The sequence below is a fragment of the Aliiroseovarius sediminilitoris genome (assembly GCF_900109955.1).
GTDB lineage: Bacteria > Pseudomonadota > Alphaproteobacteria > Rhodobacterales > Rhodobacteraceae > Aliiroseovarius > Aliiroseovarius sediminilitoris.
Map to the genome: position 1 here is coordinate 25214 of NZ_FOJB01000003.1, position 9858 is coordinate 35071.

Genomic DNA, 9858 nt, shown 5'->3' on the forward strand with positions numbered 1-9858 from the left:
GTTCAGACCCTTCAGGCGCGGGTCAGATGTGCCGCCAACCGAAGCGACAACTGCACAATCGTCAGGGTCGGATTGGCGTAACCCCCCCCGGTCGGATACACTGATGATCCGCCAATATAGAGGTTCTCTAACCCGTGCACTTTCAGGTCTTTGTCCGTGATGCCGCGCGCGGGATTGCGGCTCATCCGAGTGCCCCCCATATGATGCCAGATCGCCATCATACCGTCATCCGGAATCGGGCCATCATCGACAATCCAATCGGCCAGACGCACACGGCCTTTGCCGGTTTGGGCCAGTTCATTGGCAAATATTCGTACTGTCTCTACGATTGTGGTCCGATCCGTTTCACTGCGGCGCCAATGAAGCTCCGGTCGTGGGATGCCGAACGCATCGCGGGCCGAGGACGCCAGCACCACGCGGTTTTCCGCAACCGGCGCCTGTTCCCACTGCCCCTGCAAACGCGCGCCGCAGACAAGCTTTTTCCCCAACGCTTCGAATAGGCGCGATCCAAGGGCCGGGGCGATGCAGGCGACATCTGCCACCAACTTTTTTGTGCGGCTGTAAGAATATCGCTCGACCTGAAGCGCAGCGTTGAAGACGCCGCTTTGATCCTGCCGGGCGCGGGTCAGCGAAAAGGTTGCCTCGTCATTATAGAAGAAATCCGGGGGCAGGTCTTCAAACAGCACTTCGCCCAGCTGTGCGTGGGGATGTTCGGTCCAGTAGCGCCCGATCAGATCGTGGTTGGGCACAAGGGCGTTGTTGTTCTGGGCGTTAAGCCAGAGCAGAAGACGTGAATTTTCGATCCCACCAGTGCAGAGCGCGAAGGTGCGGGCAGGCAGGCGAAACTCCTCGCCGCCGCGCCGCTGAAGCCGGGCTGCGGTCAATCGCTGCCCGTCGTGGTCAACCCCGACCAGCGTGCTGCCCAAATAAGTCGTCAAATTGGCGGATTGCGCGATATCGGCGTAATATTTCTCGTTGAACACGACTGGCGGGCTCCACTGAAACCGGGTCTTGCGGATCGTGTCGGTATAGGCCGCGTCTTGGAAATCATTGGGGATTTCAAGAATTTCACAGGCCTCGTCCAAAAAAGGAGAGATATCGCCGATGTCGATTGGCCAGCCTGTGTTGTCGTCAGCGCCCCGCGACAGGAAATCCTCGGGCTCCAACGGAATGCAATGGCCCGCCCAATGGTTCGATGACCCGCCAAGCATCCGCAATCGCGCGTTATCAAGATCGTGGTAAGGATCCCCGACCACAGTGCCTTCGTACTGTTCCTGTGACCAGTCGTCATATTCCAGGCTGCCAGCCTCGACCAATGCGACGCGCTGGCCAGAGTCAGCCAACTTGATCGCCAGGGTCATTCCCGCCGGTCCAGACCCGATCACGCAAACGTCGACCGGATCAACCGAAGTCGATACTGGCGACGTTTCGGGAACAAACACTAGATGTCGTCCTTTCTGAGAACCCAACCATTTCGGGTGTTCAGCACAGCCCCACCCACCATCAGGCAGAGCGGCAAATGGATAGCGAGCCGAAGGAACGACCGGCGTTTGATGCTGGAAGCCAAGTTCTTTTTCTTCATGTCAAATAAATGTTTCAAGTTAATAACTGTATGAAGTCTATCCACCAATCCATTAGAAATCAAGATATTAGCGCGCGCAAGCCTGTTACAAATATAACATAATCATCCTTATCAGCCATACATGATGTGGCAAATCCGATGAACAGCGGGTTCGGCTCTATGTATTTTCAACCAACCGCCGCACAAATTTCTGGCCGGTATGTGCATTGAGATAGCGGCGCGCGGTTTTCAAATATCCACTGTCTTTCAGGTTACGGGCATTGCGGTAATGGATCGTATAGATCTCTAGATCTGTGGGCAAGGAACGCCCGCGCAGTTTGCCGCCCAAAATAAAATGCTGTTCCTCTGGCAGGATGTTCCAGTCAAGCCCCGCCCTGCGAATAGCGGCAGGCAGGGTCATCTGGTCAAGATACGGTCGGCGTTTTTCCAATGTCTCGACGCTGTCGACTATCTGCGCGGTGTCATACCACACATCCGGGAAACGTCCCTGGCCCGTGTCGTGTTCGGGAAAGGCCACAAGACCTGCACTGAAATAAGGAATGACAGCCCCCTTGCTGCGGCGCATCAGCGGGTAACGCTCAGACGGGATCGGCATGTCAAGCGCGCCATAGATGACATCCCAGACCGACTGTTCTGCCCACAGCATCGAGGCGGCCATGGAACAGGACACGTGCCCCTGCTTGACGATATTCTCGGGCGTGTTGTCGCGGATAAACAACACATCCGAATCCACGAACATCGAGAAGGCGCTGTCGCGTTTTTCCAACGCGGCCAACATTTTGTTGCCATGCGGATAAGCAGGGTCAAAGCGATCTTTGGTTGAAAAGGTCCGCAGTTCTGCCCCCATCATTTCGTGGGCTCGATGCACTGCCGGGTGCAGGTCGTCATAACGGTGTTCAGGGCAGTAGCCCACGGCCGTCACCGAGGCCGGGAAATGAGTTCGGATCGAAGCCAGAAGGTTGCACGCCATGATCTCGTAATCCGGCGGTTCGACGATGTAGAAAATCGTCAGATCGTTGGTGTCCGGCACAGCCCCCACTCGTGAGATCCTATTTCAATGCCTGATTGGGGTCGATGCCGACCTGTTTGCACATCCGGTCCGCATAAGACCCTTCAAGCGGTGCATTCTTGCGCCACCACGGCTTTGTGCCGTTGGTATACAGGTGGACCGACAGGGTGTTGTCGGTGAAATGTCCCTCGACCCGGCCATAGGGGTCATAGAAGATGTCATTCAGCTGGAACGGCACCGGATACAGGTAATCCGGGCTGAGCGCCCGTTTATAATCGCCGGTCTGCTGGGCAAAGTAGGTGAAGGCCTGCGGACCAAAGGCCGTGCGTTCGGCCTTGTAAATCCGCACGGCAAGCGGGTCGGACGCAAACCGTTCCAGCTTGCGCTTCTGGTTCTTGTTGAACCAAGGCGGAGCCTCGGGCAGGTTCTCATAGTAATCCAGCAGCATGTCGATCAAATCGCCCTGCGCCGGGATAGAGACCACGCCGCAATTCAGCGCGCCGCGAAAGCCGTGACCGGCATAGATATGCTTCATGTCGTCAGGAAACGGTTTGTGGCAGAAAGCGTCGCAGTCAATCCAGATCGCGTCGGTCTTCTTGATCATCTTATAGCGAAAGACGTTGGACAGGAATGACGCGCTTGTCTGGTCGACGATGGACATATCAATATCCATAATCTCGGACGCGGGGCGAATTTCGACCCCTTCGGGCGCGTTTTGCACATCATCCGTGCAATAAAGCGTGGTTGGGTGCCCGGCCAGAATATGCGATTTCAGGCAAAGCTGATTCAGGTAATGCAGCTTGTCCCCGATCCAAAGCGATGCGACGGGGCGCCGGTTCAGTTCTGCCATGAAAAACTCCGCTTTGATTGGCCGCACCCATGCGCAGGCCCAGTCTCGTTCGGGTTTAGGAATGGCCATTTTCCCCTGAACTGTCCAGTGCCTTCGTGCCAAACTGAAGCCCGGATTGCAGGCGACGGCCTTGATTTCCCTACCATCCGTGATCTGTCCGTGGCAGGTTTGGCAGGTAAAACCCACCGGCTTGGCCCCAATCAAGCCAAAGCAACGAGCAAAAACAAACCGACATGACCAAGCCAGAAAGCGGCATATCAAAATTGAAGTCACAGGCAGTTGTTTCGGACATATTCGGGACGGTCGATTTTCCGCTGAAACCGAACAGAAGTCCGCATGGACGTGTGACCGCCGTGTCGATGATGAAGGACGAAGGGCCGTTCGTGCTGGAATGGATCGCCCATCATCTTGCGATCGGCTTTACCGATCTGGTGGTTTTTACCAACGACTGTTCAGACGGAACCGATGATATGCTGATCCGGCTTGAAGAGCTGGGTCTGGCCCATCACCGACGCAACGTGATCCCGGACGGCATCCGGCCTCAGCCCTCGGCGTTGAAACATGCTCAGTTGGATCCATTGGTGGGGGCCAGCGATTGGGTGCTGGTATTTGATGCCGATGAGTTCCTGTGTATCCGCCACGGCGATGGGTCGCTGGACGGGATGATTTCTGCCGCACAGGACGCGGGTGCGAACGGCATCGTCATCACCTGGCGCATCTATGGGTCCGGCGGCGTTCACGACTGGTCGCGCGCGCCTGTCACCGAACAATATGTGCACGCCGCCCCGCCGATGTGGAACAAGGGCTGGGGCGTCAAGACGCTGTTCAAATTCGATCCAGACTACTGGAAACTTGGCATCCACCGCCCGAAGATCAAGAACAAGCATCTCAAGACCGATTTTCCGGACAGCGTCGTCTGGCTGAATGGCTCTGGCTTGCCGATGGAGGATTATTTCAAATTTCGTGGCTGGCGGTCGATCGTGCGCACAGTTGGCTATGACTGGGCACAGATGAACCACTATGCGGTCAAATCCATCGACAGCTACGCGATCCGCAAGTTTCGCGGCAACGTGAACCTGAAAAAGGACAAGTATAACGCGGACTACTGGGCGCTTCAGGATCGCAACGAAGTCGTGGACGAAAGCGCCCTGCGCCACGCCGGTCGCCGCCGCGACATCTTTGACACGCTGCTGACGGACCCGGTGCTTCACAAGTTGCATTTCGCCGCCCTGGAGCGGGCCGAAGCACGCCTGGCAGAGTTCAAGGGCACGGAGGCCTATGCTGATCTGGTCGCCGGGTTGAAAGAGGCGTCAAAAGTCCCGATCACCAAGATCGACGCCAAACCCCCCAAACCGCGCGACCCTGCCCGCATCGCCGCCCTGATGTCCGAGGTCGAAAAGAAGCGCAACACCAAGCCCAAATCCGAACGCCGTCACAGCGCGCACCCGGATTGGGGCAAAGCCAGCGATCTTTATGTGCGCGGGCCGATTGATCTGGACACCGACACACCGGTCGAGGTCTTCGAGAACCGCAAGCTGAAGATCCCCGCCGACCCGCGAGTGTTCACGCCCGCCACGATTCAGTTGATCATGGAGGGCAAGTTTGAACGCAACGCTGCGCGGCGCATCCCGAAATTGCTGAACCCCGGTGCCACCTATCTTGAAGTCGGCGCCGGTATCGGTTTTCTGCCCGCCGTGATCGCCCGTGAACAACCCGGCGTCACGGTGATCGCTCAGGAAGAGGTCCCTGCCCTTGCCCAAACCGCCGCGCGCATCTGGGACGTGAACGGGCTTTCGCAGGGGCCGGCGCTAACGCTGACCACCACACCGCTGATCCAGCCCGATGATGCCCCGGACGCGGCGTCCGGGCTCAAGGCGCTGCTTGAGGATCACAAATGCAGCGTTCTTGTCGTGAATGACCCGCGCATGACCCCTGCGATGTTGGAAGCTTCCTTGAAGGCGGTGCCTGACACGCCACCCAAAGCCATAATCCTTGGCGCGCGCGCATTGGGCGACCAGTTGAATGCAGATGACGCGACCTTGGTGCTGACCACGCAGGGCTATGGCGTTTTGAAAGAAAACCCTCTTGCCGCTGCGTTGTTGTTCTTGCACCGCTCGGCGGTGCCGGAACAAGACAGGACACGGTGATGCAAGATACAGACGGCCCGCAGGCGTTGGAGATCGCAAAGCTGACACAACAGCTTGAAAAGCTCATGCGGCGCCAAGCCAGAAACCAACGCGCCGCCCATGCCAAGGGGCTTTTGCAAGGCATCTGTTCGATGCTGAAACCCGGTGATGTCGTTCTGGACTGCGGCGCAAATATCGGCGAAGTCACCGTCCCGCTGGCAAAGACAGGCGCCCATATCCACGCGTTCGAACCTGACCCCTATGCGTTTGGCAAGCTGTCGGATGCGACCCGCGATTTGGACAACGTCACCCTTCATAACGCGGCTGTTGGAACGAAAACCGGCACGATCAACCTGATGCGGGCCGAGAATTTTGGTGACAACCCGCGCGGTGCGTCGGTCAAAAGCACAGTGATCAGTGGTGGGCGCAAGATTGACGAAACGACCGAAAACACTCTTGAAGTGCCGCTGATTTCACTTCCCGATTTCCTGGCCGATCTGACCGCAAAACATGGCCAGATCGCGTTTCTGAAAATGGATATCGAAGGGGCCGAGCTTGAAATTCTGGAAGCGATGCTGGCTGACGGGTTGTTTGACAAGATCACTCTGACCGTCGCTGAAACCCATGAAAACAAGTTCAAGGCGCTGCGCGACCGCTTCAGGGCGTTGCGCGCTGCCGTCGCGAAGGCACACCCACCGACGCGGGTCAATCTTGACTGGATCTAGTCGTTCAGAGGAACGCGGCGCATATCGCCGCGGTCCATCCCGGTCAGAATCGCGTCAATCTCGGACGGGTCCAGATTGCCGATCGGCGCGCTGTCGTCGATGAAGCCTGCGGCGGTCAGTTGGCGTTGCAACAGGTTGAAATCCAGCTCTCCGATCGACCGGAAATCGACCCGTTTTGCATCATGTGCCACCCAGCTTGCGCGCAGTGCGTCCAGACTGTGCACCTTTGCGTTTGCGAACAGTTCGATCTGGTTGGCCAAATCCGCCAACAAGCCCGCCCGCCGACGCAAGATCATTGCCACGCGCGCGCCCGGTTGCAACGCATAGGCCGCCATATGAAGCGCCGAGCCGTCCAAGCCGACCACGTAACGCGCGGCTCTGTAACGGGCCAATTGTTCCGCCATACTGTGCTGCTGGGGGTGAAACACGGTATAGCCATTGGCCCTTAGCAATGTCTCAATCCGGGTTTCAGCCAACACGCCGCCACGTTTGTCCATCAAGGCACTGCGAGAGATGTAAAGACGCTCTGGTCCTTCCGGTGAAATCGCGGCCACCTGGGCGCGGGTGTGCACGCGGTAGCGCGGTGAGCCACTCATCCGGCCGTGATGTCCAAAGCCCGGATCGGGAACGAACAGCGTATCCACGCGCGTCGGCTCGCGCAGGATGCGGATGGGTTTCCCGCCGCTCAGAATATCCAGAAACGGCCCGTATTCCTTTCTGGCCCGCCCGACGCCGCCGCGCCTGAATGGCGTGAATACGATTCCGTCGATCTTGTCGGCCAGTTCATCCAGCGCCCAAAGCCGGGACGTGGATTCCAGCAGGAAATGCCCGAAATGGGCGCGCAGCCACCCACCGTAAAGAAAACAACCTTCAAGCCGGGGTAAATTATCCGAGCGTGGCATTTGTGGTTCTGTCGTCGCCCGGCGCGGTCCCATGACCCCACGCGAAAATTCGCAGAACGTGCCATCTGCATCCAGAACGCCACAGGAATTATCCGCAATATGGGGGAACACAACCGCATCCTTTAGCGTTGCGTATTGATCCGAAAGACCACCATAGCGATTATGTTTCATGGTGTGTTTCCTTCAGCGACCAGTATGGGGGCGATTGCCGACGCCCCCGCCTGCGCAAGTTCCGTGCGCAGTTCCGTCGTCATGGTATCAGGGTGCAGGCCCAACAAATCGTCGCCAACCCGATAGACCGATAGCCCTCCGCGTGCCAAATGACGGGCAATGCCCTGTTCTTCATGGGCATTCTGACCATTGCACTCAACAATCGCCATTTTCAGATCCAACCTGGCAAGATCAACGCTGCTCAGCACCGATAATTCGTGGCCTTCCACATCAATCACCAGCAAATCGGCCTGATCCAGCCCAGCCTGCAACAACAACGCGTCAAGGCGCTGTGTCTGCACAACGGTCGAGGCGATGTCATCCTTGCGCATCTGGATCCCTTTGCGACGACTTCCGCGGGCCAGCGCATCCAACATCCGCCCCCGATCCAGCGATGCGCAGCCCCGAATACCACGCGGATAGCGATCACGCGCCGCTTCGTTCAGGTGAAACAGTTCGAATGACCCGACGTCTGACGACACGGCAGTGTTGAACAGCTTCAGTTCCGGTCGGTCCTTATGGCGGTCCTGCAAATCCGAAAAATAGGTGGGGTGAGGTTCGACCATCAAACCGCGCCAGTGTCCACGCGCAATGAACGGAAACACCGGATCGGCCATCTTGCCGTCATTGGCTCCAATCTGGATCAAGGTCACATTCTGGTTCAGGCTGTCGGCAAGAGTTTGAATGGCGGTCTGAAGCAACGCGCGATCGACCTTCCATTGCGGGATTTCTGCCTGCCGCCGCGCCGCGTCTTTCTTCTGTGCGACCACATAGGTTGAATGGCGGCTGACGCTCTTGAAATAATACGCCATTTCTGCCGGGTCGACGGTATCGTTGCGCATCCATGGCCGGTGAATGGCCACAAAATCCGGGCGTCCGACGCGCAATGCGGGGATTCTGGGCTGTTTGTCCCCAAGGTCCACGAACCGCGCCGCCCCACCCTCTTGCGGGACATACAGGAAAAACGTCGTGTCGGTGGTGGCTCGATAGACCTGATCTTCGACTGAATCGCGCCAGTATTTCAGTTCGACCTGCCCGACGGTGCGGGTGTTGTAAGTCACCAGATCCAAATCGACGATGTCTGGATCCACCGACAACGCAAGACCAACCTTGGCGAACCCGTGTTGCGTGCCGATCCGGTGCATCGCCTTCAACATGTCCGGCGCAGGTGCATCGGGCAGAAGCAAATCGGGATCGGTAAATATGAACCCTTGATCAGTGACAGGATCTTGCGCGGCCAAGGTCAGCGCCTTGCGCGGGCCAAGATTGTCACCAAGCGCGTGCAGGCGAGCCTTTTCGCGAAAGGCATCGCTTTTAAGATAGTCCAACAGCGGCGGATAATCGGATTGATTGTCCAGCACGGTTACATTGCCGAACCCGTGCTTGGCAAACCAATTCACAGTATCGCGGAGGTATGTCAATTGGTTGAAAGAATTTATGAAAACCGGAATATGCCGGCGAATTTCCGCCTCGGGCGCGGCCCAGTCGACGGGACGCGGCGCGTCGATTCCGACCGCCTGGCCCTGCCGCAATAATCTGCGGGCGTATTGCAGGCCATACTTTTTTGCAAACACCTCGCAGGTATGGCGAACGCAACGGGTGCTGCGTCGCTTGCGCAGGTCGTTCAGAAACGGCTTGGCCCATTTGGGATTTGCCCGCTTGTTTTTCAGCAGTTCGAAAAACCGGGCGTCAAGCTTTCCGGTCGCCGGATAAGTTGCCAGCAGATGATCGAACGCACCGGATTTTACCAGCACCCGTATCAAGGTATGTCCGGCATATGGTATCGCAAAATCTTTCAGGTTGGGCGTTCCCAACCGCTGCGCATGTTGTTTGTCTTCCGAAACTTTGGGATCATAAAAAATGTGCCCCGAAGCAATTTGGCCAACATGGTTTGCGGCATCCAGATAAGCAGGGCTTTCCCAATCAAACTTGCGGTAAGGATAGGGGTATCGGCGCTCGAAAGGAGCGATCTGGCGGTTCAGGGTCGATTGCGGGCTGAACGCAAGCACCCTCGCACCCGGAACCAACCCGGCATAACACAGGGCGGCAAACCCACCCATCGAAGTCCCGACAAAAAGGATGTGTTTGAAAGGTTTGAAAAAGCCGGAGTTTTGTAAATCTGACAACCGCTTTTCGGTATCTGGCTGGCGATACCAGTCTTTCTCGTGGGTCTGTATTCCAAGAATCGAGTAGTTCAATGCCTTGGCTCGTGATGCCAACCACGCAGGCCAGGGACGCTGTTCGGGTCGCTCGTCAATCGAGGCAAGATTGTCAAATGTCACCAGCAGGATGTCGGATCGCCGCACAAAGACCGCGTCGCAATGTTCACCATCCAACCAGAAATCGTCAGCCTTGCAAACTTGTTCAGTGCTGTCGGTTTCGCTCCAACTATTCATGGATAACCCTTGCTGTATTCGATAAGAAGCGGTTCGGATCAAAGTCTCTGCTTGCCGG

At 57.2% G+C, this 9858-nt stretch carries 8 protein-coding genes; 2 read left to right on the forward strand and 6 right to left on the reverse strand.

Features of this window, described 5'->3' with window-relative positions; genetic code table 11:
• Positions 1–11: 11 nt before the first annotated feature.
• The 4 genes from BMY55_RS16075 to BMY55_RS16085 all read right to left on the reverse strand — a co-directional run bounded on the left by BMY55_RS16075 (position 12) and on the right by BMY55_RS16085 (position 3441).
• A complete protein-coding gene (locus BMY55_RS16075; protein ID WP_322787740.1) occupies positions 12–1442 on the reverse strand; it encodes a GMC oxidoreductase in 1431 nt (476 codons plus the stop codon).
• Positions 1442–1582 (reverse strand): hypothetical protein, encoded by a 141-nt coding sequence (locus BMY55_RS16960; RefSeq protein ID WP_177179405.1) that lies wholly within the window; start codon positions 1580–1582, stop codon positions 1442–1444. Before BMY55_RS16960 ends, BMY55_RS16075 begins: the two co-directional genes overlap by 1 nt.
• Before the next feature lie 157 nt (positions 1583–1739).
• Positions 1740–2612: a hypothetical protein gene (locus BMY55_RS16080; protein ID WP_245744798.1), complete on the reverse strand. Its 873-nt coding sequence runs from the start codon at positions 2610–2612 to the stop codon at positions 1740–1742.
• A 19-nt stretch (positions 2613–2631) separates the two neighbouring features.
• Positions 2632–3441 (reverse strand): hypothetical protein, encoded by an 810-nt coding sequence (locus BMY55_RS16085; RefSeq protein ID WP_091433732.1) that lies wholly within the window; start codon positions 3439–3441, stop codon positions 2632–2634.
• 233 nt (positions 3442–3674) lie between these two features.
• On the opposite strand from BMY55_RS16085, the gene BMY55_RS16090 reads away from it, so the two are divergent.
• Together BMY55_RS16090 and BMY55_RS16095 are read left to right on the forward strand one after the other, a co-directional pair.
• Positions 3675–5588, forward strand: coding sequence for a glycosyltransferase family 2 protein (locus tag BMY55_RS16090; RefSeq protein ID WP_245744799.1), 1914 nt, complete (start codon positions 3675–3677; stop codon positions 5586–5588).
• The gene (locus BMY55_RS16095) at positions 5588–6292 is read left to right on the forward strand and encodes an FkbM family methyltransferase (RefSeq protein ID WP_091433737.1); all 705 of its coding nucleotides are present in this window, start codon (positions 5588–5590) and stop codon (positions 6290–6292) included. The genes BMY55_RS16090 and BMY55_RS16095 overlap by 1 nt, the downstream gene beginning before the upstream one ends.
• Here the strand turns inward: BMY55_RS16095 and BMY55_RS16100 are convergent.
• Complete coding sequence (locus tag BMY55_RS16100) at positions 6289–7365, reverse strand: glycosyltransferase family 61 protein (RefSeq protein WP_091433329.1); 1077 nt, start codon at positions 7363–7365, stop codon at positions 6289–6291. The genes BMY55_RS16095 and BMY55_RS16100 overlap by 4 nt on opposite strands.
• Positions 7362–9800: an FkbM family methyltransferase gene (locus BMY55_RS16105; RefSeq protein ID WP_091433332.1), complete on the reverse strand. Its 2439-nt coding sequence runs from the start codon at positions 9798–9800 to the stop codon at positions 7362–7364. Before BMY55_RS16105 ends, BMY55_RS16100 begins: the two co-directional genes overlap by 4 nt.
• Positions 9801–9858: the final 58 nt, after the last annotated feature.

Coding starts and splice junctions, on each gene's coding strand:
- BMY55_RS16085 (WP_091433732.1), bottom strand. CDS start 3,441: ATGGCAGAACTGAACCGGCGCCCCGTCGCATCGCTTTGGATCGGGGAC.
- BMY55_RS16090 (WP_245744799.1), top strand. CDS start 3,675: ATGACCAAGCCAGAAAGCGGCATATCAAAATTGAAGTCACAGGCAGTT.
- BMY55_RS16095 (WP_091433737.1), top strand. CDS start 5,588: ATGCAAGATACAGACGGCCCGCAGGCGTTGGAGATCGCAAAGCTGACA.
- BMY55_RS16960 (WP_177179405.1), bottom strand. CDS start 1,582: ATGAAGAAAAAGAACTTGGCTTCCAGCATCAAACGCCGGTCGTTCCTT.
- BMY55_RS16105 (WP_091433332.1), bottom strand. CDS start 9,800: ATGAATAGTTGGAGCGAAACCGACAGCACTGAACAAGTTTGCAAGGCT.
- BMY55_RS16100 (WP_091433329.1), bottom strand. CDS start 7,365: ATGAAACATAATCGCTATGGTGGTCTTTCGGATCAATACGCAACGCTA.